General features: G+C 30.1%; 26 protein-coding genes. All 26 read right to left on the bottom strand.

From position 1 onward, the window contains the following. Window positions 1-377, bottom strand: a 377-nt coding sequence (locus B0A81_RS15365; protein WP_123922189.1) for a glycosyltransferase, incomplete at its 3' end; no start/stop codon positions are given. 30 nt (window positions 378-407) lie between these two features. Then, a complete protein-coding gene (locus tag B0A81_RS15360; RefSeq protein ID WP_089058837.1) occupies window positions 408-1421 on the bottom strand; it encodes a glycosyltransferase in 1014 nt (337 codons plus the stop codon). A gap of 19 nt (window positions 1422-1440) precedes the next feature. Next, on the bottom strand, window positions 1441-2550 hold the full coding sequence (locus B0A81_RS15355; RefSeq protein WP_089058836.1) for an EpsG family protein: 1110 nt from the start codon (window positions 2548-2550) through the stop codon (window positions 1441-1443). A gap of 1 nt (window position 2551) precedes the next feature. Then, window positions 2552-3634, bottom strand: coding sequence for a glycosyltransferase (locus B0A81_RS15350; RefSeq protein WP_089058835.1), 1083 nt, complete (start codon window positions 3632-3634; stop codon window positions 2552-2554). Between the two features lie 21 nt (window positions 3635-3655). Beyond that, a complete protein-coding gene (locus B0A81_RS15345; protein WP_089058834.1) occupies window positions 3656-4648 on the bottom strand; it encodes a CgeB family protein in 993 nt (330 codons plus the stop codon). A gap of 1 nt (window position 4649) precedes the next feature. Further along, on the bottom strand, window positions 4650-5546 hold the full coding sequence (locus B0A81_RS15340) for a glycosyltransferase family 2 protein (RefSeq protein ID WP_089058833.1): 897 nt from the start codon (window positions 5544-5546) through the stop codon (window positions 4650-4652). Next, window positions 5546-6046, bottom strand: coding sequence for a CatB-related O-acetyltransferase (locus B0A81_RS15335; protein ID WP_208861323.1), 501 nt, complete (start codon window positions 6044-6046; stop codon window positions 5546-5548). Before B0A81_RS15335 ends, B0A81_RS15340 begins: the two co-directional genes overlap by 1 nt. Before the next feature lie 190 nt (window positions 6047-6236). After that, the gene (locus B0A81_RS15330; RefSeq protein ID WP_089058832.1) at window positions 6237-7073 is read right to left on the bottom strand and encodes a glycosyltransferase; all 837 of its coding nucleotides are present in this window, start codon (window positions 7071-7073) and stop codon (window positions 6237-6239) included. Further along, window positions 7070-8566, bottom strand: a complete 1497-nt coding sequence (locus B0A81_RS15325) for an O-antigen translocase (RefSeq protein ID WP_089058831.1) — start codon at window positions 8564-8566, stop codon at window positions 7070-7072. The genes B0A81_RS15330 and B0A81_RS15325 overlap by 4 nt, the downstream gene beginning before the upstream one ends. Further along, the gene (locus B0A81_RS15320) at window positions 8566-9168 is read right to left on the bottom strand and encodes an acyltransferase (protein WP_089058830.1); all 603 of its coding nucleotides are present in this window, start codon (window positions 9166-9168) and stop codon (window positions 8566-8568) included. Before B0A81_RS15320 ends, B0A81_RS15325 begins: the two co-directional genes overlap by 1 nt. Then, window positions 9161-10264 (bottom strand): DegT/DnrJ/EryC1/StrS family aminotransferase, encoded by a 1104-nt coding sequence (locus B0A81_RS15315; RefSeq protein ID WP_089058829.1) that lies wholly within the window; start codon window positions 10262-10264, stop codon window positions 9161-9163. The genes B0A81_RS15320 and B0A81_RS15315 overlap by 8 nt, the downstream gene beginning before the upstream one ends. 20 nt (window positions 10265-10284) lie before the next feature. Then, window positions 10285-11541, bottom strand: a complete 1257-nt coding sequence (locus B0A81_RS15310; protein WP_208861322.1) for an acyl-CoA reductase — start codon at window positions 11539-11541, stop codon at window positions 10285-10287. Further along, window positions 11495-12577 (bottom strand): LuxE/PaaK family acyltransferase, encoded by a 1083-nt coding sequence (locus B0A81_RS15305; RefSeq protein ID WP_089058828.1) that lies wholly within the window; start codon window positions 12575-12577, stop codon window positions 11495-11497. The genes B0A81_RS15310 and B0A81_RS15305 overlap by 47 nt, the downstream gene beginning before the upstream one ends. Before the next feature lie 38 nt (window positions 12578-12615). Continuing rightward, a complete protein-coding gene (locus tag B0A81_RS15300) occupies window positions 12616-14007 on the bottom strand; it encodes an AMP-binding protein (protein ID WP_089058827.1) in 1392 nt (463 codons plus the stop codon). Window positions 14008-14017: 10 nt separating this feature from the next. Next, on the bottom strand, window positions 14018-14758 hold the full coding sequence (locus tag B0A81_RS15295) for an SDR family NAD(P)-dependent oxidoreductase (RefSeq protein WP_089058826.1): 741 nt from the start codon (window positions 14756-14758) through the stop codon (window positions 14018-14020). Further along, window positions 14742-14981 (bottom strand): acyl carrier protein, encoded by a 240-nt coding sequence (locus B0A81_RS15290; protein ID WP_089058825.1) that lies wholly within the window; start codon window positions 14979-14981, stop codon window positions 14742-14744. Before B0A81_RS15290 ends, B0A81_RS15295 begins: the two co-directional genes overlap by 17 nt. 4 nt (window positions 14982-14985) lie before the next feature. Beyond that, window positions 14986-15522, bottom strand: a complete 537-nt coding sequence (locus tag B0A81_RS15285; protein ID WP_089058824.1) for a GNAT family N-acetyltransferase — start codon at window positions 15520-15522, stop codon at window positions 14986-14988. Then, entirely contained in the window at window positions 15519-15935 is a 417-nt protein-coding gene (locus B0A81_RS15280; protein ID WP_089058823.1) for a sugar 3,4-ketoisomerase, read from the bottom strand. Before B0A81_RS15280 ends, B0A81_RS15285 begins: the two co-directional genes overlap by 4 nt. Then, the gene (locus B0A81_RS15275; protein WP_089058822.1) at window positions 15925-16329 is read right to left on the bottom strand and encodes a sugar 3,4-ketoisomerase; all 405 of its coding nucleotides are present in this window, start codon (window positions 16327-16329) and stop codon (window positions 15925-15927) included. Before B0A81_RS15275 ends, B0A81_RS15280 begins: the two co-directional genes overlap by 11 nt. A 23-nt stretch (window positions 16330-16352) precedes the next feature. Then, the gene (locus B0A81_RS15270) at window positions 16353-17429 is read right to left on the bottom strand and encodes a Wzz/FepE/Etk N-terminal domain-containing protein (RefSeq protein ID WP_089058821.1); all 1077 of its coding nucleotides are present in this window, start codon (window positions 17427-17429) and stop codon (window positions 16353-16355) included. Between the two features lie 6 nt (window positions 17430-17435). Continuing rightward, window positions 17436-19922 (bottom strand): SLBB domain-containing protein, encoded by a 2487-nt coding sequence (locus B0A81_RS15265; RefSeq protein WP_089058820.1) that lies wholly within the window; start codon window positions 19920-19922, stop codon window positions 17436-17438. Window positions 19923-19971: 49 nt separating this feature from the next. Beyond that, a complete protein-coding gene (gene rfbB / locus B0A81_RS15260) occupies window positions 19972-21018 on the bottom strand; it encodes a dTDP-glucose 4,6-dehydratase (RefSeq protein WP_089058819.1) in 1047 nt (348 codons plus the stop codon). A gap of 17 nt (window positions 21019-21035) precedes the next feature. Further along, window positions 21036-22031, bottom strand: a complete 996-nt coding sequence (locus tag B0A81_RS15255; RefSeq protein WP_089058818.1) for a mannose-1-phosphate guanylyltransferase — start codon at window positions 22029-22031, stop codon at window positions 21036-21038. A gap of 12 nt (window positions 22032-22043) precedes the next feature. After that, entirely contained in the window at window positions 22044-22466 is a 423-nt protein-coding gene (locus B0A81_RS15250) for an adenylyltransferase/cytidyltransferase family protein (protein ID WP_089058817.1), read from the bottom strand. A gap of 9 nt (window positions 22467-22475) precedes the next feature. Further along, entirely contained in the window at window positions 22476-23789 is a 1314-nt protein-coding gene (locus tag B0A81_RS15245) for a nucleotide sugar dehydrogenase (RefSeq protein WP_165768077.1), read from the bottom strand. Between the two features lie 271 nt (window positions 23790-24060). Continuing rightward, on the bottom strand, window positions 24061-24525 hold the full coding sequence (locus tag B0A81_RS15240) for a UpxY family transcription antiterminator (RefSeq protein WP_089058816.1): 465 nt from the start codon (window positions 24523-24525) through the stop codon (window positions 24061-24063). Window positions 24526-24566 lie beyond the last annotated feature (41 nt).

Genomic DNA, 24566 nt, shown 5'->3' with positions numbered 1-24566 from the left:
GTATCCCATTTTGTTAAATTAGAGCAATACATGCTTGCTTGCTCAGTGTATAGCTTCTCAACAGCATTTTTCATTTTTTCTGGTAACCAAATATCATCCTGATCAGAAAAAGCTACATAATCAAAATTTTCTGTAAAATTTAGATTACTAACCATATTTAAAAAATTTTTTGCAGCTGAACCACTACCAGGAATATTTATTTCAGTACTTAAATTTGGAAAATCGTTCCCTATAACTTGTAATGTATTATCAGTGCTTCCATCGTCACTTATAAGAATGTCTAAATCAACATCTTTCTGATTTAAAATAGATTGTAATTGCTCTGAAATATATTTTTCCCCATTATAAGTAGCTACTAAAATTTTGACTCTCTTCATAAAATCTCTTACTTTTTCTGTGCTTTAAATCTAATTTAACATACTAATCAACTGATCAATTTGATTATAGGTTTTTAGTTTTGATTTTGGAACCGAGGTTTGCAAGCTTACCTCTAGAGCCAAAAAAATTGAATTTATATCGTCTGGATCAAAAACGATTGATGGTTCACATACTGCATATGTATAAGGCAAATCAGATGCTATTACGTTACATCCTAACTCAATTCCTTCAATAATCCCTAATCCAAAGCTTTCTGCTAAAGAAGGAAAAATAACATACTCGGATTTCTGATAAATTTCTATTAATTTCTCTCTTTCAATAAATCCTAAATTTTCTATCGGATAATTATTAGTTATTTTTTCCTGAATTAAACCAAAGATATCGCTGTACTTTTCACTAACTGTTAATATTAATTTCCCTTTATGATGTTTGTCATAAAACTTGCAAAATCCTTCAATAAGTCTTAAATGATTTTTATTTTCCTGTGCATTACTTACATACAAATAGGTATTTAATTGCTTCAGTTTATCTTCCATTTCATTTTTCAACCTCAACGGTGGATAAAATGGTAAAACAATAGTTTTTTCTTTTTGTCTAAATTTATGAATAAACTGCTCTTTCAGAGTGTCTGATTGAAGCAACCAATAATTTGTGTTCTTTTTAAGAAAATTTATTAAAAAGACCTTTAGTTTATATTTTACTTTTTCTATAAAAGGAAATTCTTTAGGTACATTAAAGAAAATCGAATTATGAAAATAAGTAAAAACGATAGCATTTACTTTTATCGGTGGAGGCACATTTCCTAACACGAAAACTTTTGTAAACTTACTTTTGTTTTTTTTGTAAAATAGAAATCGCTCTGATAAGGATGACTCGCAATATATCATTCTATTACTTTCTTTAATTTGAAAAAGACCTTCTTTAATTCGACTATCAATTAAATAGAAAACTGTAATATTTGCCTGCTCAAGTTCCTGAATTAAATATTCTAATAAAATTCGTCCTCCTCCATTATGAATGTATATTCCGTCTATAAGTACCATAAATCAAATTTTGAATGCATTAATGCATCTCTCTATGTAGATCAGTATTAATAAATATTCCTTCATAAGGAATAAATAAGTCATCATATGCCGAAATTGACTGATAAAAAAGTAAAATAGAATATAAGGAAATAAAAAATAACACGTATCCTCTATCTTTTGGAACAAATAAAAGTAATTGACTTGTAAGTAAAAAGGATTCCATGATATTAAAGTACAAACTACCTCTATTTACTAAAATTATAAGCGTGTCAGCAAATAAGAAATAAAAGGCCAGCCCAAATGCAAAACCATTAAACAATAATCTATAAGATTTAATTTTCCTGGTTAACTTATCATAATTATACAGGAACAGTGCAAAATAAATTATTCTTCTGATGAGTCCAATCAAACTCAAACTAGCATCTGGTATTTTATCCGTATTCGAATAAATTTCTGCTTTCATTGCGGCTGTTCCTCCCAACATGCTTCCAAAACTAGAGAACATTAAGCTCGGTAATGCTGTTTTCCCAATAATAAATGATAATCCTAAGACTAGTATAATTTGATATTTTTTAAAATCTCTATCCAGAAAATAGTAAACAACAAAAATAATTGCTGTAGTATGAAAAAGTGATGCAAAAGCCACTAACAAAAAAAAATAGAATGGCTTTTTATTAATAAAAACATACTGCAACGAAAACAAACAAATTGCTAATGCCATTAATTGCCTGTTAGATCCAAGAACTCCCATAGTTCCAGCATAGAAAATTAGCAAAGAGATAATGGGATATGGACTTAACTGCTTATTTGCCTTTAAAATAAGAAGATAATATATGACAGCATGGACAAAAAGAAAAACAGCATAATTGTCTGTAAAATCTCTTATTAGGTAGACAAAGAGACCATATCCGATTTCAAAACCATCTAAGACTCCCAATAAAACCATTTGAATAGATGTAGTATTCTCAAAATTATCTCTGTATACAATCCAATCAGTTCCAGTTTCCCATCTTAATCCTACTTGAATTACAAGTATTAAGAATAAAATTCCGTATAAGAGATTCTTCTTTTTTACATTCAAATCAACGCAAAAATCAAGGTAACCAAATATTAAGAATAATAAAAAAGTGATTATATAAACTATCATGTTAAAGAGAATTATACAATTTTACCATCTCCTCAGCATTTATTTTATTTGAAAATCTTCTTTCATAGTAGTCTTTATAATTTTCTTTTTCGCCATTCTTAACAAATTTTATTTTTTGCAAGAGAGACTCAACATTGTTTTCAAACAGATAAGCATCTGAAAAAATAAATTCTGGTATTGCACATTTATTAGATGCAATAACAGGCTTATCAAATAAATATCCTTCTATCATTGGCAAACCAAATCCTTCTCCAAATTCTGCTGGCATAACAACTAAATCACATTGACTATATAACATTAACAGTTTTTCATCACTCACATATCCTAAAAGTTGAATGTTTGTGAGCTCCAATTCTTCTATTTTTTGTTTATAATAGTTTAATAAAGGCCCTTTTCCGCCAATTATTATTTCTACATTTTCATCTACTAATGCTAAAGCAGTTTCTAATATTAAATCAATTCTTGCTCTCTCTTCAATACTTCTAACTATAAAGATTTTAAATTTACCTTCATTAAAAAATGAATCAATATTCTCTTTTGATTGCAAGTATTCTAAAGCCATACATTCATAATGACTTGTGTTAGGTATAACAACAAATTTTTTTGATTTTAAAGGGAATAAGCTTTGCGACTTTGAATAATTTGAAATAAAATGAATCATTTTACTTCTTTTATACATAAAGTTTTCTAAAACATAAAACACATCTTTAAATTTATGTTTTACTGATTTAGCTAGATAATAAAGCCCATCATGTACTGTAAATAAGTCTGTTTGAAATTTGCTCACAATACTCATTAATGGGTTATGAGAATGAATCAAAATTTGTTTGTCTCTTTTCTTTATTTTACTGAGAACACTATTCAATACTAATATCCACGCAATGGCGTCTTTTTTTACAGCTATACATAGAAGGTTATTATAACGATAAACCTTTGTCCTTGTATCCCAATGAATATAATAATGAAAGGATCCTGCATAAGCTTGAGATTGAATGTCAATTACATTTTCAACCCCTCGCTTATGTTTGTACATATTATTATATCCTAAATATGTTATTTTTATTTCTTTTTTATCAGTCCCCATTCATTTATTAATAAATTTAGATTACAAATTTTGAAAAATTTGGTTAATCCTATGCTCGTATGTATGGTTATTGTGAAAATGTTCTCTTTGTTCATTTGCTAGTTGATATCTCAATTCTGGTTTATCGATGTAATGCTTAATTAAATCGCAAGCTTCATTTATTGACTTAAAAGTGAATTTTTCAACATCAATTTTTGAATACTCTGGCAGTGTTTGCTTATAATCACATACCTGAAAACCTCCAATACCAGCAATTTCAAAAAATTTGACATTTGCAGATTGAACTTCTCCATAATGAAAATTATTAAAAACAATTTTTGAGCCTAAAAGCACTTCTGCTTTGCGAGATCCTGTGATAAATTCATTTTTAAAGTTTCCTACAATTTCTTTTTTAGGAAATCTTTTATCTGGTGTTCCGAATAATGTAACCTCAATTCCATTCTTAATCAATTCACTTACCATTTTTGCTCTATATGGATACATGGTACCAAAACATACAACATCAATATCTATTTTACGCTCCAATTCAGACCTATCAATGTCAATTGTTTTATGAACTCTTGGATTGAATGCTTCCGGCAAATAAATGGTATTTAGATTCATCTTATTTTTCATAAAGTCTACCATGAATGGATCTTTTGTAAAATAAGCATCATAAGGTGACGCAAAAATCTGTTGATGTTCTAATGTTGTTAGCTGATCAGGGTTGATGTGGATTACTTTTGTATCTTTTAAATTTCTTTTAATATAATTAATACAATCTGGATGTATAAAACGATATGTACAAATAACTAAATCGGGAGTTTGTTCAACAATCGCTTTGGCTATTTTATCAAAGCTGTATTTATCGTAGCTCGGAAAAAGTTTCATCCCCCAATAATTGAATCTGTAGGGAATTTTAAATAAATCTTTAATATCAATATGAAAAACATCATGTCCTAAAAAAGTCAGCGAATCATTAACATGAAATTCTAAACTATCATAGTCTTTACTCCCTAATATTGCAATCTTCATTTTAATACGTTTTTCTTATTTCAGATTCAAATTCTTTTTTTTCTTGTAAAGAATAATTTCTACTAAATTTGCTCAGGCATATGAAAAATTTATCCCATAATTTATATTTCTTAAAATTATCAGAGTCATTTTTCTTCAAAAAAAGATTTTTACTTGTATGTGCTATTATTCTTTTCTTGTTACTATATTTTTTTATCTGTTTACCACTAGCATCTTCCAAATGAACAATTTGAGTTTCAGAATAGATGTAAGATTCGTAACCTTTTTTTTTCATTCTTAACTGTAAATCACTTTCTTCATAATACATAAAAAAAATTGGATCAAATCCTCCTAAATCAGCAAATAAGGTTTTTCTTATCATCAAATCGGCTCCAATTACATATCCAATTTTATAATAACCTTCATTAATAAAGGTTCTTACGGGTTTATCTTTTTTTAAGAAAAATTTTAAAACAGGTAAATTTTGCTTGTAATTATCTATCTCCGTTTTACAAGAAGGAATTACGCTACCATCTCCATTAAAATTACCATCTTGATCTATTAAAACACAACCAAGACTTCCAATATTTAACTGCTTTTCTTTTTTTACAAAAAAATCAAGCATTTTTTTAATAGAATTTTCTTTAAGTAAAGTATCTGAATTCAATAAAAATAAAAACTCGCCCTGCGCTTTTTCAAATCCTAAATTGTTCGCTCTACCAAATCCTAAATTTATAGGTGATTTAATAAAAACTATATTCTCAACATCCGAAAAAAAATTAACTGACCCATCTGAAGATCCATTATCTACTAATACAATCTCATATTCAACATGTTGAGTATGCTCTTTTATAGATTTTATACAATTGTTTGTTATTTCAAGAGTATTATAGTTAACTATAATTATAGAAACCTGCATCACAATATTTTTTTGATTGAATTTATTACATCTAAATCCAAAGTTTTATATAACACATCAATATTTTTCTTTATAGGCTCTATTCCTATATCTGACAAATTAATTTTACTACGTTCTGCAATTAATTCTTCAGGAATTCTCCATCTAATAAATTTGGCAGGATTACCTCCAACAATTGAAAACGGCACGACATCTTTTGTTACCACGCTTCCGGCTGCTACTATTGCTCCTTTACCAATTTTAACTCCTGACATTACAGTTACATTACTTCCCAACCAAACTTCATCTTCGAGTATTATAGCTCCCTTAGTCTGTGCATCAATCTCTGAAAAATTTTCAACAAAATGTGCCTTGATCGGATAGGTTGTAAAAGTATTTATTTGATGATTACCTCCAAGAATAAATAATACATTAGAAGCTATACTAACAAAATCACCAATATATAATGCTTCCTCTTTATTTCCAAAGGACTCAACATTCAACACTCCGTATGAATGCATTCCTACTCTGATTATTTTGGGCTTTTTTACATTTATGGAGAGTGAAGTGAAATTATGTTTATTATCTAGCCTCCACTGTACAGCTTGCATCCTTCCTCTAAAATTATTACAAATTTCTATTCGAATAAAATTTAGGAATTTCAAAAATTTTAACATGTTTTTCTAGATATAGTCCTAAAGAGTCTGCAAACTAACTTTGCTTTCTTTTAATAAAAAATATATTATAATATATTCCTGCAATTCTCTTTAGAACTTTAATTTTTATGTAGGCACCAGGAATATTTTTTAATGTCCTTAAATATGTACGAATTACTGTTTTAGATAATTCTGGATTAACTCCAGAAGTGTTACTTGAATGAATTCGGTAATTACAAACTTTTTTATCAAAAAATATTACTTTATTTAAGCAGGCAGATTTGATATAAAAATAAAGGTCCTCTGCCTTAAGATCTTCAGGATATTTTCCAATTAATTTATAAATATTTTTATCAATAAAAACTACGGGACCAGAGATGGCAAAGTTGAAAATTATTTCGTTTAGAATATCTTTATCAGACTGATATTTCTCTTTTTTTGATTTATGAAAGTCTTCTATCATACTTTCATAAATCAAGTCACCATTATTATCTATCACTCTCGCATCGCTAATAATAACCATTTTAGAATTATCATTTTCTAAAATATTTACTCTTTCTGAAATAGTGTTATTAATTAATAAATCATCACTTGCTAAAGGGATTATATATTTTCCATTAGTTAAACTTATTAACTCATTAAGCGTTGCTGTAAAACCTTTATTTTTTCTATGTTTGAAAATTATAGGAATTGTTGAATTATTTTCTTCTACCCATTTCTCTATACATTTAACACTTTCGTCCAGGGAACCATCATCTATTATAACGATTTCTTTGAATGGATAAGTATCCTCTAAAATACTTGATAATGCAGTCGTAACATATTTTTCATGGTTATAACATGGCACTATAATCGAAACGAGTGGATTATCTTTATAATTTTCAATTTTCATGCTTTTTTTTTTAATCTATTTTGAAAAAAATTATATATAGTATTCTTTATTCCTATACGTCTATCTAATTCTACATAGGAATAGTAAAACGAAATAATTATAAATATTATTCCAACACCATACGAGTACGGTTTTTCAATTAATTTCACTTCAATAAAGCAACCTATCGCTAATAAAAATTGTACTGTGAAAATTTTAATAAAGGAGTAATCAAAAGAAAACGAATATTTTATCTTGCTTAACATTAATATTTGGATAAAATACAAAGTATATCCCACAAAAAAAGATATTCCAAGTCCTGTTAATCCCCATAAATAATATCCTAAAATATCCAAAAAAAGCATATACAGATTTCCTGCCAAATCATTCCAAAAAAAGACCTTTGAAGCTCCTTTTGCTAACAAAATAAATCCTATTGACCAAGCAGCTGCTTTAAAAAAAACGGCAAGAGCCAGCCATAAAACCATTTCTTCTATAGGAAAAAATTTATGAGAGTAAAGAAGAAGAATAACTAATTTAATAAAAACCAAAAAAACCATTATAATTGGGCCAAGAATTAAAATAGAAATTTCTGCTTGTTGATTAATAACTTTTTTACATAATTCGTTTGAATGAGAGACACTCGAAAGCCTTGGGAAATAATCCGTTGCCATTGCCGTAAAAATTAACCCAACATAAACATTAATAATTGAAAATCCTGCGGTAAATAATCCAACCTGCTCAACACCACCTCGACTATTAATAAAAATCTGAATCAAATATGCAGTTGCGCTTACTAATAAACCATTTAAGCTAATCATAAAGCCCATTTTAAGCATGTGCTTCCCTTCTGAATAAATTTGATTTCTTGGTAAAGTGACTGATTTAATTGTATTTTTATTTGAAAAATGCCATGAAATACAAAATGATATTATTGATGCAATAATCATTGCTGGCACAATGCCCTTAACTCCAAAAAAATAATATAATGGTAAAGTTGTAATTAATCCTAAAAAATTACCACTTAAACTCGCTTTAGCTAAGTATTGTAATTTTTGCATTCCTTGAAGAATAGCTAATTGACCAGTATTCAATTGATTAAACAAAAGAGTAACTGAAATTAGGATAAAGGGATAAATATAACTACTGTTGCCAAAAGTAACTTGACTCAATATAGGAGATAACAGTATAACCACTATCATTCCCAAAATTCCTGTTACCCAAACCCAGTACTTTAAAACAGTTGTAATTATAGAAATCCGTGTTTTATCTTCTTCGGCATTAGCTGCTGAAACATCTCTCACAGCACTTGTTCCCAAACCGAAATTAGTTATACTGGCCACTACCCCAATTGTCGATGTAAGCAAACCAACAATTCCAATACCGGCTGAACCAATAAATAAAGCAATAAATTTAGATCTTATGATTGAGATTAAAATTGTAAAAATTTGCACACCTCCAAATATTGAGGTGGCTTTCATAATATTACGATAAGAAGATTGCTGATTACTCATTAAAGTGATTTTATTATTCTCGCAGGTATACCTCCGATAATAACATTTGCAGGAAATTTCCCTGATACAACTGCTCCGTTTGCAACAATCGTATTATCCCCTATTTCAGAGTTTTTTAGAATTGTGACATTATTTCCTAACCAGGCATTCTTACCAATAATTATTTTACCTATTTCTCCAATCTCTTGCCTTCTAGCCGGATCAGTATTATGAGCTTCATGATCCATAATTGTTACATACTGACCAATTAACGTTTTTTCACCAATTTCAATATAATTAGCAGAACACATCATTATATTATTGTTTGTTGAAACATTATTTCCTATTTTGATTATTGAATCTTGATATCTTGCTTGCAGTTCTATACTTCCTCCTTTGTGAAATCCTCCTAAAATATACCCAAAAGAACAATTTTCTCCAATTTCAACCCTGCCTACTCCTCTACAAACGATAATTTGTTGCACTGAAATTTTTGATTTAAAAACTACTCTTTTGCATAAAATTGATATTAGATTGGGTAAAAAAAAACAAAATATTTGTCCATAGTAATGAAAGAAAACAGCATTAATGGTTTTCAAAACCCTAAATATCAATTTAATCATTATAATTGTTTAAAACCATAACAATTTTCTCTATCTCGTCACTACTTATCACAGGACTAATTGGCAAACTTAGCACTTCATCATGGATTTGTTCTGTTACTGGTAAAGAAAGCGAATTCATTTCACGATAACATTCTTGCTTATGAGGTGGTATAGGATAATGAACCAAAGTCTGAATTCCATTTTCAGTTAGATAATCTTGTAATTTATTTCTATTGTTTGTACGAATCACAAAAACATGCCAGACATGTTCGTTGATTTCACCTTTACTTGGTAATAGAATTTTAGAATTTTTAATGTTTTCAATATAATAAGATGCTATCTCTCGACGTATCTTAGTTTCTGAATCAACATATTTTAATTTTACATTTAAAAAGGCCGCTTGAATTTCATCCATACGGCTATTTAATCCTTGATATTGATTTACATATTTCTTTGCTGATCCATAATTAGCTAAAGCTCTAATTGTAGTCGCTAATTCACTATCTTTTGTAGTCACTGCACCTGAATCACCTAAGGCTCCCAAATTTTTCCCAGGATAAAAGCTGAAACCTGCAGCATCACCAAGATTTCCAGTTTTTTTATTTTTCCAATATGCTCCAATGGCTTGTGCATTATCTTCAATCAATTTTAAACTATACTTTTTTGCCAAAAATTCTAACTTTTCACTCCAACAAACTCTGCCATACAAATGTACAACCATTATAGCTTTTGTCTTTGGTGTAATACTTTTTTCAATTATTTCAAGATTTAAATTAAAAGTATTTGCATCAGGCTCAACTAAAACAGGAGATAATTTGTTATCCGTAATGGCTAAAATTGAAGCTATATAAGTGTTTGCAGGTGCTATAACTTCATCTCCCTCTTGCATTAATCCTAATTCTATATAACCCTTAAATATAAGTCTTAGAGCATCGAGACCGTTAGCAACTGCAATCGCCTCTCCTCCTTCTTGAAAAACTTCTAAATTTTTTTCAAAATCTTTTACTTGATTACCTAATAAGTACCATCCACTCTCTATTACTTCAGCCGCAGCATTCTTAAGTTCTTCTAAATACTGCTTATTTATTTTTTGTAAATCTAAAAATTTAATCATTATTTATATATATAAATTAATTATAGAACCGAAACCTGCCTTGTTAACATATTAACCAAATCATAACCATCCCAAATTAAAGAAAAATCGGTAGTTTTGCCTATAGGAACAACTCTATCTATTCCTGAAAGTGATTTATCATTAATAAATAATAATAATTCCTCCTTATCAAAACCATAGTATCCCATTGTTTGATATTTTTTGTTAACTACTTTAGATATAAAATTTAAGTTATCTGCATAAAATTCTGAAAAATAACCCGCAGGACACCTAAAATTTTCAATATCCTCTGTCAAAGCATTTATATTAACTCTCCATAACAGATTATCAGAGCCTACTTCTTTACTAACATCCATAAAAACAGCTTGCTTATAAAAATTAGTTAATTTATCAATTGCTAAAACTGCTGACAAACTATACTTAATTTTAAGAAGGTTGTTCATTGCTGACCAAAACGTTTTTTTTGCCTCTTCAACCCTTTCTATATTTCCTACCCAAACAATTAAATGAGGGGCAGTACATGCATTTTGATCAAATAGATAAGTATCGTTATAAAAAAGCTCAGCTATTTTATTGGCAAATTCTTTCCCATTGATATTCACATCGTTTAGATAACTGGCTGCATTAATTGCACAAATTGAATATCGATCCGCAAATGTTATATCAAAAGCTCTAGGTGCTAAAGGATTATTATTTCTTATCAAATTAATAGTCTCATCACCTCCCCATATTATTCTCACATCACAAATAGCTGACAAATATTTAGTAACATCACTATCTCTATTATACTTAATTAACAAAATTTTCTTTTCAAAAAGCTGAAAAGATATATCTTTCGTCACTTTTTTTAAAGCTTTTAAGATAATATCAACTTGCTTAAAATCTTTAGATGGCAGACGGACTATATTCGAATTACCTGATAATAAGCCGCATACAAGTGAATACGCAAAATTCACTGGCACATTGGAAGGCGCAATATGAAATAATAAACCTCTACCAAATCGAATATTATCTGAGTGATATTTTTTTTTCAAATTAAGAATGTTCGCTTTTCTGCAAAAAAAAGCAAAAGTAATTACATCAGGATACGCTCTTGATTCAGAATCTTTCATCAAAATAGAAGAAAGTTGATTTAAAAAATCAACAACTTCATCTGAATATGGAACATTTTTATCTCCATTTGTTAAAGCTTTAATATCCAAAAAATCTGGAAATAATATATCTAGATTTTTAAAATTGTTCTGCATAAGTATCACTGCATCCTCGTATTTCTGCATCCTTTATTCTTCCTAAAATTTTAAAATATTTACCCAAACGCCCGCAAGGGCAATTATCTTCCCCTAATAAAATACCTTCATCTTCTGTTAAAAGAAGATGTCCCGGATAACTTTCAGGCAATATTGAAATTACTTGAATTATACCCACTTCTCCTATTTCTGCAATAGAAAAGTCTGTTGGTCTCCTAATGATAATATCCGAAAAAATGGATGCGTGCAAATGCCCATGTTCACATTCCATATAGATAGAGCCTGTCTGCTCAACCATACCATAGTAGTCATAAACTTTATTTATGCCACATACATCATACAAAGCTTTTTTAAATGACTCTGTTGAAACAGATTCACTAATTAATTTTTTCCAACCACCGCCATGAATTAAAATAGCCTTGGATAAATCAGGTTTGTAGCCTGTTTTAACCAATTCCTTGTAAAAATGTTGCCAAATCATAAATGTAAAACCAAAAACGAAAATAGGCTCTCCTTTAAACTCATTCAAGAAAACATCAATTTGATCTATGTTCAGATTCATTTTATCATCTAAAGCATAGAGTCTTTTAGATCCAAACATTGAAAAACCTAAAACGCCAGCACCTCTGGCTGAAAACATGGTTCTATTCCTAACAACCTCTGAACTGTCTAATATTAGCATTGGTATTCTCTTCTTACCAATAAAAGAAGAGATTATCTTTGTTAATACTTTGGTCTGATTAGATGCGGTCTCCTTATTTAAAAAAATTTTAGAAACTTTTTGCCCTGAAGTACCAGATGAAGTCATTGTCTTTATAATATCATCAGACTCTATGCTTAATAAATCTAATTCTTTAAACAATCTAACTGGTAAATAAGGTAAATATTCATAGCTAGGCAGTTCTTCAATGTTAACATTAGAAGCATCTAACATTTTTTTATATTCCAAACACGAATTGTAATGATTTATCGTTAATTCTTTTAAAATAGAATTTAATATTTCTTTTTTATTTTCGTTTGAAAGAGAATATGGATCAAGTCCCTCCATTTTTGCAATTCCATTCATAATGAATCTAGCTTAAAATTGAAATAACATTCATCTCTTTAATTTAATGTTAGAGCTGAATAAAGAATTTTTCCTGAAGAATTTAACGGTATTTCGTCAATTTCTTTGACTAAAAAAGCACTATGATTTAATCCTGTTTTTAAAGATATAAAGCTTCTTATCTCCTGAGCATAGTTTTTATGCGTTGTATATATAATCATACTATCATCTTCTCCTACACAAGCCACATCATCAACAATAGTTTTAATTAATTGCTCGACTTCATCAAGATTAATTCTATTACCAAAAATTTTGATAAATCGCTTTTTTCTTCCTACTATATGATAAAAACCATGCTCATCCCGTTTAGCCAAATCACCTGTAAAAAGTACACCCTTATTTTCATCTCCTTTTGATAAATCATCGTAAGATTCAGCATAACCAAGAGTAACATTATCTCCTTTATAAACCAACTCTCCTAAAACGTCTGCTTGGTCAACATCCTTTCCGTTTTCATCGACAATATGAAATTCTCCATTAGGTATTGGAATACCGATACTTGAAATATTATCCAAGACACTTTCACTAGGTAGATAACTCATTCTTGCAGTAGCCTCTGTTTGGCCATACATTACAAAAAAATTTTTATTATTGCTTTTACAATAATTCGCAAATTCAAAAACTAAATCTTCTGAAAGTTTACCTCCAGCTTGTAATAATGTCTTAAGGGATGGCAATTCCATTTTGAAAAATCGCAATTTTTTCAAAACTTTATAAGTAAAAGGCACTCCCGCTATAGAAGTAGCTTTATGTTCATTTAAAAATTGCCAAAATTCTTTTTCCATAATACTCCGATTAGTAAGTAAAATGGTAGCTCCCTTTAAAATATGACTATTAATAACAGATAATCCGAATGAATAATACATTGGAAGGGAAGTTATTGGTTTTTCATCCTCCGTTATTCTTAAATATTCACCAATTGAACTAGCATTAGATATAATATTTTTATATGTAACCCTAACTAATTTAGGACTTCCTGTTGAACCTGAAGTTGTAAGTAGTAATGCCAATTCAGGAAATAATTTATGTTTTATGTCAAAAAAAGCGCGCAATAAAACAAAACCATATTTTTCAAAGACAACATCATATTGAGAAATTATATCATCTCTATTAGCAGGAACCCATAAAAAATTAGGTTTATATTTTCCCATCAATTCTTTAAACAATTGAAAATCAATTGCCGCATCTAATAATAATGGAACATTTTTAGTATGATAAAAAGAAAGATAACCACACAAAGATCCTATAGTGTTGTTGGATAACGAAAATAATAATTTCCTTTCTCCAATTATAACTTTGAATTTCTCATTAAGGCAATCCAAATCAGAATTAATTAAATGATTACCCGAATCATCAATTGCAATACTTTTATCAAAAAAAATTGAAGTCATTAATTAAATTTTAAAAAGACATTGAACCATCTATACCAATAATTTGTCCACTTACATATCTAGATAAATCGGAAGCAAGGTAAACAATAGTATCAGCCACTTCTGAAGGACTCCCCATTCTGCCCATACCAATTTGAGAGATTTTTTTTTCCATTATAACATCCGATATATTTTTTATCAACTCTGTTTCAATTACTCCAGGCGCTACTGCGTTAACGCGAATGGAATATATACTTAATTCTTTTGAAGCAGATTTTGTTAAAGAATTTATAGCTCCTTTACTAGCCGAATAAACCGACTGTCCTCGATTACCATGGATACCCATAACTGAAGAAATATTAATTATGGAACCGCTTTGTGATTTTTTCATTAATTTACTAGCATACTGCATAAAATTAATAACAGCAAAAACGTTAACTGAAAAAGTTTGTTGAATTTGTTTTTCTGTAATCATACCTAGTAAGGCATCCTGCATTATTCCAGCATTATTAACAAGAATATCAAGCTTATTCTCTTCCTTCTTAATTTTTATAAATAATTCTTTGACTGCCTCTTGATCAGTCACATCTAAATAACATGGGATCAGTAATTCATTACTAGAGTATTCTGACAGACTATTTATTGTTTTAGTAACAGCGTACACTTTTGCACCCTCTTTAAGGAAGTTATCAACAATTGCCTTACCTATACCTTTTCCAGCACCAGTAACCAATGCTACTTTTCCACTAAGCAATCTAGAACTGAATCCCATATTTTTTCTTTAATATTTCCATCCCTTTTTCGAATGAAGAAAAGTCAACAATATCATCTGTTTCCAACATAATATCAAAGCATTCTTCTAATTCTGAAATTAAATTCATATGACCTATTGAATCCCAACCCATTACATCTTGATATTTAAGCCCTTCAAGATCTTTATCTTCAACTTCTAATGCTTTACAAAAAATAGCACTATACTTTTCTATATTATTCATAATTTTAATTCGTTAACATTCTTAAAAATTTAACTTTATATTTTTCAAAATCTGCTTTATGTAATTCGAAATAAAAATTTTCAGCATCTTCATCAACAACCTCTGGTTTAAACATATGCTGATACTTTAAAACATTCCTATTTCCTTTTCTTACATCAAATTTTAACTTTTTTTGCGGAAATAAATCAAATCCAATTTCTCTCGTGATAATATCACCCAAAAGTGCAGTTCCTTTTGGTGCATCACTAGAAAATATCCAACTCCCAATAGTAAACGACAGCGCCTCAAATTTGTATAAACGACAAAGCCCTATTGGTAAATCTTCATTTAAAAACACAAAATAGTATTCTTCGCCTCTCGATTCACGAATCTTATATTGTGTAATCCATTTTTCTTGGTCATCTATATTAGAATTTGTTTCATTTAAAAAAAGACTTAATTTTTCATCAGTCCGTAATTTCATAATAAATTCAGCGTCCTTTTCAGTCACTAATCTAGTAGTCAAACCGTATTTTTTTAAAATAAACTCTTTTTCAATCATAATACATACCTTAAATATCCTCCATAATCCCTAATATAATCTGCCTCATCATACTCGTGTGACGCAAGTACTAAGCAAATAGAACCACTCGAAAAGTTAATTTCCGAAGCCCATATACCTGGTGCTATATGCAGACCCAAATCTGGTCTGTTTAGCATAACTTGCCTTTTTGTTTGTCCATCATCCAATAAAACTTCAAAACTACCACTAACTGCTACCAAAAATTGATGACATTCTTTATGGGCATGTGCCCCTCTCGATTCTCCTCCAGGAATATCATATAAATAAAAAATTCTTTTAATAGCAAAAGGAATTTCAACATTATTATTAATGGGAGTAATATGACCATTGCGATCACCTAATTGTTTTAAATGCAAAAGACTGCAATCAAACACACTATTCCTAGTCCTCATTTATTTTTTTTTTATAATCCTCAAAATCTCTTACATAATCCTCATTAGAAAATGATCTACTTGAAACATGCAAAGCAAGTGCATTAGTAGAAAAATTCTCAATATGTCTCCACGTTTTAGCTGGTAAGTAAAGACCATAATAACTTCTATTTAACGAAAAAATTTCAGTACTATTGTCTAAATTTGTAACTACAACATCAAAACTACCACTTAATGCAATAACAATTTCTTCTTGTTCGTAATAAGCATGCCCCCCCCTAATTTCACCGCCAGGAACATCATAAGTCCAAAAAGTTCTTTTAATTTCGAAAGGAATCTGATTAGGATATTGTAAAAAAGTAAGGTTACCCCTTGGGTCTTGAATTTTTGGAAAATCAATAATTGCAGGTTTCATCTAAAGGAAAAATTTAAATTATATTAACTAAGATTGATTTGTTTGATGAGCCTTATCAAAATAAAATAAAACATAACAAGAAAAGAAGTTATAAAACCACCTATAATTATACCTTTTGCTTTTCCTAATCTTGTTTTTACAAGTGGCAAAATAGGTCTATCTATAACTTGGATTAATGGCGTCTCTTTTCTTAATGTAACTTTTGCTAGTTCAGCTTGTTTAACTAATTCCGTTAAAATAGCTGTATTTGCCTGAACATCGACCTGCCTTCTGGCCGAAGGGGCTCTTCGTATATTAAGAGCCGGGTTTAAATTAAAAGTATTATCATTTGCAACAGCCACTCCAGTTATCGCTCCATTGAGTTCTCCTCTTATAGAATCTACTTGACGATCTAAAATCGACATATTCATTCTAGCTTTTTTACTTTTTGTTTCTATAAAAAAGCTTCCTACCTGTTTTGCCAAAGCTTCACAAAAATATTTAGCAAACAATTCATTATTAGAAGAAACATCAATAGTGATAATACTTACCTTTTTATCTCTTTGACCTACCGACAGCCCACCTTGAGATAAATTTCTATATATAACTCCAAGTATGCTATCTTGGGCACGTGTAAATTTTGTACGATTAGCATTGGGTAAGAACTGAATGGTTTTAAATTTTGGATTTTTATTCCAATTTTCCCTCCATTCATTAATTTGAATGTACATTTCGGCTAAAGAAACTGATTTTCCGTCTACGTCAACAGGTGTTAACAGAGTTTTTTCTACCATTGACCTAGATTTAAACAACTCAGTTAAATTAGACCCAGCAAAAATTCCACCACCACTTCCTCCAAGATCTAGACCAAATGAACTTGCCAGTCCTAAAGCCCCGCCTAGTCCACCACCTGCTGCTTTATCATCCTCTAAAGCAAACGAAAGGGTTGCAGTATAAATAGGCTTCTTAAGTATTGAATAAGTTAGCCCTAAAACACCACCAAAGATCATAGCAAAAAAAATAATTTTCCACTTAGAGAACAAATATAAACTCCATTCCTTTAGTTTGCTTATTAAATCTTTTAACGAGATTTCATCATTTACAACATTTTTATTATCCATCGTAAATTATTTAAAAGCAGTAACAATTAACAATGCCAAACTAGCAAACGCAGTTCCTAAACCAGCCCATTCTCCCGCGCTCATTTTTTTCTTTTCAGGCCTTTCAGGTACAATAATTTGCGAATCTGGCTCTACTTTAGGATATGATCTAAAAAACAAAAATGAACTTGTTACTGCCGCTTTTCCATTTGGATAGATTATATAAGCCTTTCTCTTCCATCCTTTATTATCGACACCACCAACAGAATTAATATAATATTTAAATCCTTTACCATTTCTATAAGGAATCTCAGACGTTAACAATACATTACCCATAACTTTTACGCCTTCATTATATACAGCAACTTCAATTTCATCACCAGGAAATAAGGTCACATTAGAATAGTGATTTTTATCATCCACAATTTTTTCCCAATTAACAGGGATTGTTGTATATTTTAATTCATCTCTAAGTTTTTTTGATAATTTTGATTTAAGAGTATCTTTTTGTTTTAAATTGACTTCTTCTTCTGAAATGCTTTTTTTGTCGATGTTAAGATTTACGCTTTCTAATTGTTCTATTTGCTCTTCTTTAATTGGTCTTTTAATTTTCATCCCGTCTAAATTCGCGATAGAAGTTAGCCCTCCTGCTCTCATTACAACATTATAAACTCTTTCTTTTTTATTAGCGAGCACATACTTCCCTGGATACGTAACTGCGCCGCTTACTTTAACCATTTCTGGCTTCTCATAAACTGCCATTCGACGAACATTTATAACATCAAAAGGTTTTAAAACAAAATTCTTAATTTGCTCATTATTATCAGCTGTTATCTCTAACTCAACTAATTCAATTCTTTTAGGATCCGCATCATCTATAGCATCTGATTTAATCATTCTAGCGATTTCGACTCTTTTCGAAGCAGAACCTGTTAATCCTCCTACTTGAACTACTAAGTCATTTAATGTCAAATTCTCAAAATATTCATATTCACCAGGATTCTTTATTTCACCATCAATCGTAACTTTATATTCTTCTCTAAAATCTAAAATAGAATATACTGTAACTATATCTTCTCTTTTTAATTCAATATCTGCATTTAAATCTCCTGATAAAGCAGCACTTAAATCTACATTTACAATTTCAGTGGTTAAATTTGTTTTTAAACGAATAATTCTAGCCCTTTTGGTATAAGCATCTTCCTTAAGACCTTCTGCTCTAATAATCAAATCTGAAATTCGCATTCCCTCATTATACGAATAATAATCAGGTCTAAAGACAGCTCCTACAATTTTAATACGATTTTCAAATCTGTTTAAAATTTTGGTCACCCTAAAAACATCTCCAGATTGAGGTAAATACGTATTATATTCACTCTCGTTGATGTCATGCACCTTAAATTCTTTTCCCGTTTTTTGCAATACATTTACTGAGGCCGTATAAGCAAATTCATTAAATCCTGAAGCAAAACTCAATAAATCAGAAAATTTTTCTCCTTTCTTCATCTCAAAAATTCCAGGTCTTTTCACCTCACCCTCTACTGTCACTCTTTGCGTGTAAGCTGGAATTCTAATCACATCATTGTCTTTTAAGCTCACATTATCTGACTGATCTCCTTTTACCAAAAACTTATAGATGTCTATGTTTCTATATATTTTGTTATTACGAATTAATTCTATATTTCTATAACTTCCATTTTTTCCTGGTCCTCCAGCCAAATGCAGTGCATTATAAACAGAAGCAAGAGAAGAAATAGAATAGTTCCCTGGTTGTTTTCCTCCCACAATGGTGATCTTAATCGTCCTTATATCACTTAAACTAACACTTACCTGAGATTGTCCAGACCTAACCGTAGTGTACACTCTTGCAATGGCTGCCTTAATTTTTTGAGTAGCTGCTTCAATTGACATTCCCCCAACCGCAATTTGCCCAACATTTTGAATGTTTATTTTACCTTCATAATTTACTGAAACAGTATCATCGAATTGTTGGATCCCATACACACTTACTTCTAATTTATCACCAGAACCTAAAATATAATTAACAGGTGTTGCCATTTTTAAGTCAGGTTCAAAATTCAGAGTTGGATTATCAAACAGTTCGGACCCGAAAATCAATGCATTTAAAGAATCTTTTATTTTTTCATTTTTAATTTTTTCCTGTTTCCTGCCAAACTCCGTATCCTTATCTGTTTTTTTGGACTTATCTTCTTGATCCTTATTTTTGTTTTTGTCTTTATCTGAACTATTCTTCTTTTCGTAAGCTGTAATACGAGCTCTCAACTTATCAAACTCTGCTTGGCTCATTCCTTTCGATATTGCCATAGATTCAACATCGTTAATAGTTGCGTTGTTACTTTTTAGTTGCGAAATAACTTTAGCAATTTCATCATCAGATAAATAATCTACTTTAACTGTGCTCAAATCTTTAGACTTTACAATGTCTTGAGCATTAACATCAATAGTTAGCAACAAAATAAAAAACAATGCAAGAACGTATACTATCTTTTTCATATTAGGAATACAATTTAACCTTTGATTGGTTTAAAAAAATATTTATGGTTTAAGAATATTGTTTTTGATAATACTCCTTGTAAGAACCTGAGGTAACATTTTCCAGCCATTCTTTATGAGTCAAATACCAATTAATGGTTCTTTCTAATCCTTCTTCAAAAGTAACAGATGGTTTCCACCCCAACTCTTGATTAATTTTCGAAGCATCAATTGCGTAACGCAAATCATGACCTGGTCTGTCTCTTACATACGTAATTAATTCTTGAGAAGTTCCTTCTTTTCTGCCTAACTTTTGATCCATTATTTGGCACAATAGTTTTACCAAATCAATGTTCTTCCACTCATTAAACCCTCCAATATTATAGGTTTCATGATTTTTTCCTTCGTGAAAAACCAAATCAATAGCAATGGCATGATCTTCTACAAATAACCAATCACGAGTATAATTCCCATCTCCATAAACAGGTAATGGTTTATTATTGATAATATTATTGATAAAAAGCGGAATTAATTTTTCAGGAAAATGATAAGAACCATAATTATTGGAACAATTCGTCAAAACATAAGGCAGCCCATAGGTTTCTCCATAGGCTCTTACAAAATGATCAGAGCTTGCTTTTGACGCTGAATAAGGAGAGTTTGGATCATAGGGAGTTGTTTCTGTAAAAAGCCCCTCAGATCCAAGCGAGCCATATACTTCGTCAGTACTAATATGATAAAAACGCTTACCTTCAAAATTGTCTTTCCATTGTTTTTTTGCAGCATTGAGTAAATTCATAGTACCAATCACGTTCGTTTTTACAAATGCTAATGGATCTTCAATAGAGCGGTCAACATGTGATTCTGCTGCTAAATGCAAAACTCCATCAAAATTATGTGTAGCAAAAAGTTCATTTATAAAATGCTCATCAACAATATCTCCTTTCAAAAAAGTATAATTCGACTTATCTTCAATATCTTTAATATTTTCCAGATTTCCTGCATATGTTAATGCATCTAAATTAAAAATTTTATATTCTGGATATTTGTTCACAAAACGTCTTACTACATGGGAACCAATAAAACCAGCACCGCCAGTTATTAGAATTTTTTTCATTTTTCAAATGCTTTTTATTAATTTAATAAATCTGAGTTTTCTCTTTCTAATTTGTTATAAATATCTTTTACATCTTGCGAATTTTCTTTTTGTAAAATCAAATTAGCATTGTTTGTATGTACAAAAATAGTATTTCTTAAACCTAAAAAAGTGGTATAACTATCACAACCTATCACCATATTTCCGTTAGAATCTACTGGATGCCCTTTTAATACTAAATATTCATACACTGATTCAAAAGATCCTAAATCTGACCACGAAAAAGAAGCAGGCACCACTTTAATTTTTTTACTGCGTTCCATTACCGCATAATCAATACTTATTGAAGGAATTTGCATTGATAGATCCAAATCTAAAAAACCGTCTTTGTTAGAATCCCAAGCAAATTTAGATCTTTCATACACTTCAGGCTGAAATTGTTTTAATTCTTCTAAAAGAACTCCTGCTTTAAAACAGAACATACCACTATTCCATAAGAAATTACCTCGTGCAATAAATTCTTTTGCAGTTCTTTCATTTGGTTTTTCACGAAAAGAAATTACTTTATCTCCTTTTGATTCTATATAACCATATCCCGTTTCCGGTTTAGTTGGAATAATTCCGAAAGTAACAATGAATCCTTCTTTAGCTTTTAAAATTGCTTCATTAATCGCTTTATTGTAATTTTCCATTTCATCAATAATATGATCTGAAGGTGTTACAATTAATATATCATCTGAATTTGATGCAAATGCTGCGAATGCAATAGCAGCAGCAGTATTTCGTGGTGTCGCTTCTACTATATTAAGATATGTTGTTTTGGTCTTGTCCATAACCCTACCGCTCAAATGATGGTTATCAACATTCCCAACCACCATCACTTTATCTGCTAAATGACTGTTACGATCGACTGTCATTTCAAATAGAGATTTATTTTCAAAAATTTCTAAATATTGTTTGGGCTGACTTTTCCTTGACAGCGGCCATAATCGGCTTCCTACTCCACCAGTTAATATTACATGCGTTATGGACATTCCCTTTGTTAATTATATTCTTTTTAATTGCTTTTCTGCAACTTCCTTTCTAAGATTACTACTTGAAAAACGGTGATCTCTCCCATTAAAATACAAGATTATCCCTTTTTGTTCACAATAAGCACGTCCTGTGAAATTTTTATCACGATACTCATCACCTATAATACGAACATCAATCTTAAACGAACGTAAAATATCTTCCAAATCCTGCTCCGATGCATAAGGCACAATTTCATCAACAAACTTACAGCCTTTTAACTGTATGTATCGTTCCACTACGGTTTGAGAAGGACTATTTTTTTCAGGACGATCCAATGTTGGGTCCGTTTGCAAGCCTACAATTAAATAATCACATTCTCTTTTTGCTTCTTCTAACATTTTAATGTGTCCAGCATGTAGTAAATCAAATGCACTAAAAGTTATTCCTACTTTCATAATTTAAAATTATAGTCTATTATCAGCAAAAGTCCCTAAAACTCCCTTTACATCATAAATTAAACTTTTTTCTTTTTGCAAATTTGAAAACTCTATTTGAAGAAACTCAGAATGAGATACCCCTAATACCAATGCATCAAATTTTTGCTCAGGAATATAATTAATAGTCTTTAAGCTATATTCTCTATTAACTTCCTCTGGACTAGCTAAAGGATCAAAAATAGTAACCACTATTCCGTATTCTTTTAATGCTTTTATTACATCAACGATCTTTGTATTCCGAACATCAGGACAATTTTCTTTAAACGTAATTCCAAGCATTAATAACTCTGCTCCGTTAACAGAAATGCCTTTTTTTATCATCAACTTCACTATTTGTGAAGCCACATATTCTCCCATGCTATCATTTAAACGTCGTCCAGCCAAAATTATTTCAGGATGATATCCAAATTCTTGTGCTCTCTGTGCTAAATAATAAGGATCTACACCAATACAATGTCCACCAACAAGTCCCGGTTTAAATGGTAAAAAATTCCACTTTGTTGCAGCTGCAGCCAATACTTCTTGCGTATCAATATTCATTAAGTTGAATATTTTGGCTAATTCATTAACAAATGCAATATTAATATCTCGTTGAGAATTTTCAATAACTTTTGCGGCTTCTGCAACTTTTATAGATGGAGCTAAGTGTGTCCCTGCCGTAATTACAGATTTATACAAAGCATCAACTTTTAAACCTATTTCAGGAGTTGAGCCAGAAGTTACTTTTAAAATCTTTTCAACCGTATGTTCTTTATCTCCTGGATTTATTCTTTCTGGTGAATATCCTGCAAAGAAATCTTCATTAAATTTTAATCCTGAAATTTTTTCTAAAACCGGAACACATTGTTCTTCGGTTGCACCAGGATAAACTGTCGACTCATAGATTACGACATCTCCCTTTTTTAATACTTTACCAACTGACTCGCTTGATTTATATAATGGTGTTAAATCTGGACGATTGTTTTTATCAACTGGGGTAGGAACAGTTACTATGAAATAGTTACAATTTGAAATATCCTCGAGTGAGTCTGTGCAGAATAGACCAATTTCATCAGAAGGCTTATCTAAAAGTACTTTTTTTAACGTATCAATATCGACTTCTAAAGTTGTATCAATACCGGAGTTTAAGCTTTCAATTCTTGATTTGTTTATATCAAACCCGACAACCGAGTATTTTGTAGCAAATAATCTAGCAAGTGGCAAGCCAACATAACCTAAACCGATAACAGCTATTTTTATGTTTTCTTCCAATTCTACTCCTTTTTTATAAGTTTCATTCATTACAAATCACGGCTTCGCCACTCTGAACCACATAGTTTTGGCACAGATACTCTAATTTCATTTTCGGCAAATATAAGATAATAACTCAATTTATTCAATACGGTTTCCCGTAATACTAATAAATCTGACAAATAAAAAGTTACTTGTCTTTTCAATCAACTACTAATCAACCTGTAAGAAATTATATTTCAAAAAAAGCAGAAGATAAAACTTCATTTTTGAAGTTTTATCTTCTGCTTTTCAATATTCATTACTCAATTTAAACTCTTCTCTATTTATATTTAATCTTCAGTACACAACCTAAAGATTCAAGAACTAAAATATAATGAGTATTTGATACTTCTTGCACTATTGCATTTTGATTACTAAAAGCCCCAGATTCTAACTTTATACGATCTCCAACTTGAATCGAAGTTACAGAAACTTCTGCAATATTAGAAGCCTTAAGACTATCTTTAATACTTTTTATTTCTTCGTCACGAACGATTGCTGGCTTTCCCAGCCAAAACAGATACCTTACTACTCCTGCAATCTGAAAAACAGAATTCCGATCAGAGTCTTTTAACTGCACAAAGACATACGAATTAAAAAGTGGTACTTCAACTTTTTTCTTTCTATCAGACCATTGTTTTACTTGAGTAATTATAGGACAATAACACTCAATTCCAATTTGAGTAAGCTTTTCTGCAACCTTTTTTTCCCATTTAGGTTTTGTATATACTACGTACCAATTCATATTTTTTCTTTAAACCGAAACAAAACATTCAAAACCAACAT

This window comes from Flavobacterium plurextorum (assembly GCF_002217395.1).
In the GTDB taxonomy this organism is placed as follows: domain Bacteria; phylum Bacteroidota; class Bacteroidia; order Flavobacteriales; family Flavobacteriaceae; genus Flavobacterium; species Flavobacterium plurextorum.
This window is presented reverse-complemented; position numbering and strand designations above follow the sequence as displayed.

Coding starts and splice junctions, on each gene's coding strand:
- B0A81_RS15360 (WP_089058837.1), bottom strand. CDS start 1,421: ATGGTACTTATAGACGGAATATACATTCATAATGGAGGAGGACGAATT.
- B0A81_RS15355 (WP_089058836.1), bottom strand. CDS start 2,550: ATGATAGTTTATATAATCACTTTTTTATTATTCTTAATATTTGGTTAC.
- B0A81_RS15350 (WP_089058835.1), bottom strand. CDS start 3,634: ATGGGGACTGATAAAAAAGAAATAAAAATAACATATTTAGGATATAAT.
- B0A81_RS15345 (WP_089058834.1), bottom strand. CDS start 4,648: ATGAAGATTGCAATATTAGGGAGTAAAGACTATGATAGTTTAGAATTT.
- B0A81_RS15340 (WP_089058833.1), bottom strand. CDS start 5,546: ATGCAGGTTTCTATAATTATAGTTAACTATAATACTCTTGAAATAACA.
- B0A81_RS15335 (WP_208861323.1), bottom strand. CDS start 6,046: ATGCATTCATACGGAGTGTTGAATGTTGAGTCCTTTGGAAATAAAGAG.
- B0A81_RS15330 (WP_089058832.1), bottom strand. CDS start 7,073: ATGAAAATTGAAAATTATAAAGATAATCCACTCGTTTCGATTATAGTG.
- B0A81_RS15325 (WP_089058831.1), bottom strand. CDS start 8,566: ATGAGTAATCAGCAATCTTCTTATCGTAATATTATGAAAGCCACCTCA.
- B0A81_RS15320 (WP_089058830.1), bottom strand. CDS start 9,168: ATGATTAAATTGATATTTAGGGTTTTGAAAACCATTAATGCTGTTTTC.
- B0A81_RS15315 (WP_089058829.1), bottom strand. CDS start 10,264: ATGATTAAATTTTTAGATTTACAAAAAATAAATAAGCAGTATTTAGAA.
- B0A81_RS15310 (WP_208861322.1), bottom strand. CDS start 11,541: ATGCAGAAATACGAGGATGCAGTGATACTTATGCAGAACAATTTTAAA.
- B0A81_RS15305 (WP_089058828.1), bottom strand. CDS start 12,577: ATGAATGGAATTGCAAAAATGGAGGGACTTGATCCATATTCTCTTTCA.
- B0A81_RS15300 (WP_089058827.1), bottom strand. CDS start 14,007: ATGACTTCAATTTTTTTTGATAAAAGTATTGCAATTGATGATTCGGGT.
- B0A81_RS15295 (WP_089058826.1), bottom strand. CDS start 14,758: ATGGGATTCAGTTCTAGATTGCTTAGTGGAAAAGTAGCATTGGTTACT.
- B0A81_RS15290 (WP_089058825.1), bottom strand. CDS start 14,981: ATGAATAATATAGAAAAGTATAGTGCTATTTTTTGTAAAGCATTAGAA.
- B0A81_RS15285 (WP_089058824.1), bottom strand. CDS start 15,522: ATGATTGAAAAAGAGTTTATTTTAAAAAAATACGGTTTGACTACTAGA.
- B0A81_RS15280 (WP_089058823.1), bottom strand. CDS start 15,935: ATGAGGACTAGGAATAGTGTGTTTGATTGCAGTCTTTTGCATTTAAAA.
- B0A81_RS15275 (WP_089058822.1), bottom strand. CDS start 16,329: ATGAAACCTGCAATTATTGATTTTCCAAAAATTCAAGACCCAAGGGGT.
- B0A81_RS15270 (WP_089058821.1), bottom strand. CDS start 17,429: ATGGATAATAAAAATGTTGTAAATGATGAAATCTCGTTAAAAGATTTA.
- B0A81_RS15265 (WP_089058820.1), bottom strand. CDS start 19,922: ATGAAAAAGATAGTATACGTTCTTGCATTGTTTTTTATTTTGTTGCTA.
- rfbB (WP_089058819.1), bottom strand. CDS start 21,018: ATGAAAAAAATTCTAATAACTGGCGGTGCTGGTTTTATTGGTTCCCAT.
- B0A81_RS15255 (WP_089058818.1), bottom strand. CDS start 22,031: ATGTCCATAACGCATGTAATATTAACTGGTGGAGTAGGAAGCCGATTA.
- B0A81_RS15250 (WP_089058817.1), bottom strand. CDS start 22,466: ATGAAAGTAGGAATAACTTTTAGTGCATTTGATTTACTACATGCTGGA.
- B0A81_RS15245 (WP_165768077.1), bottom strand. CDS start 23,789: ATGAATGAAACTTATAAAAAAGGAGTAGAATTGGAAGAAAACATAAAA.
- B0A81_RS15240 (WP_089058816.1), bottom strand. CDS start 24,525: ATGAATTGGTACGTAGTATATACAAAACCTAAATGGGAAAAAAAGGTT.